The organism is Streptomyces synnematoformans, from assembly GCF_039531005.1.
Taxonomy (GTDB): domain Bacteria; phylum Actinomycetota; class Actinomycetes; order Streptomycetales; family Streptomycetaceae; genus Streptomyces; species Streptomyces synnematoformans.
Genome location: NZ_BAAAPF010000739.1, coordinates 1 through 727 on the forward strand (window position 1 = coordinate 1; position 727 = coordinate 727).

Consider the following 727-nt stretch of genomic DNA (forward strand, 5'->3'; position numbering starts at 1 on the left):
GGCAGGTCGACGCGGTCGAGGGCCACGGGACCGGGACCAAGCTCGGCGACCCCATTGAAGCGGAAGCACTGCTTGCGACGTATGGGCGGGAGCACTCGGCGGAGCGGCCGTTGTGGCTCGGCTCGATCAAGTCGAATCTTGGGCACACGCAGGCTGCGGCGGGCGTTGCGGGTGTCATCAAGATGGTTGAGGCGATGCGGCGGGGGGTGTTGCCGCGGACGTTGCACGTCGATCAGCCCACCACGCGTGTGGACTGGGATGCGGGTGCGGTTTCGCTGTTGACGGAGGCACGGGAGTGGCCGGAGTCGGGTGAGGCGCGGCGTGCGGCGGTGTCGTCGTTCGGTATCAGCGGTACGAACGCCCATGTGATCTTGGAGCGGCCGGCGGAGGAGCCGGTGCGTGAAGAGTCGGGTTCGGGTGTGCTTCCGGTGGTGCCGTGGGTGGTGTCGGCGCGTAGTGCGGAGGCGTTGCGGGCGCAGGCGGCGCGGCTGGCGGAGTTCGTGGCGGAGGCCGGGGGTGAGGTGTCTCCGGTCGACGTCGGGGTGGCGCTGCTGTCGCGGTCGACGGGCGACTACCGGGCCGTCGTCGTCGGTTCCGACGGGGACGAACTCGGTGCCGGGCTCGCACGGGTGGCCGAAGGCGACGCCTCGCCGGCGGCGTCGGGCGGCGGTATCGGGTTCTTGTTCACGGGTCAGGGTGCGCAGTGGCCGGGGATGGGCGCGGGGCT

General features: G+C 71.3%; 1 protein-coding gene. It reads left to right on the forward strand.

The window, feature by feature from the left end; all coding sequences use genetic code 11:
* On the forward strand, window positions 1-727 hold a 727-nt coding region (locus ABD317_RS37440), incomplete at both ends, for a ketoacyl-synthetase C-terminal extension domain-containing protein (RefSeq protein WP_344296603.1).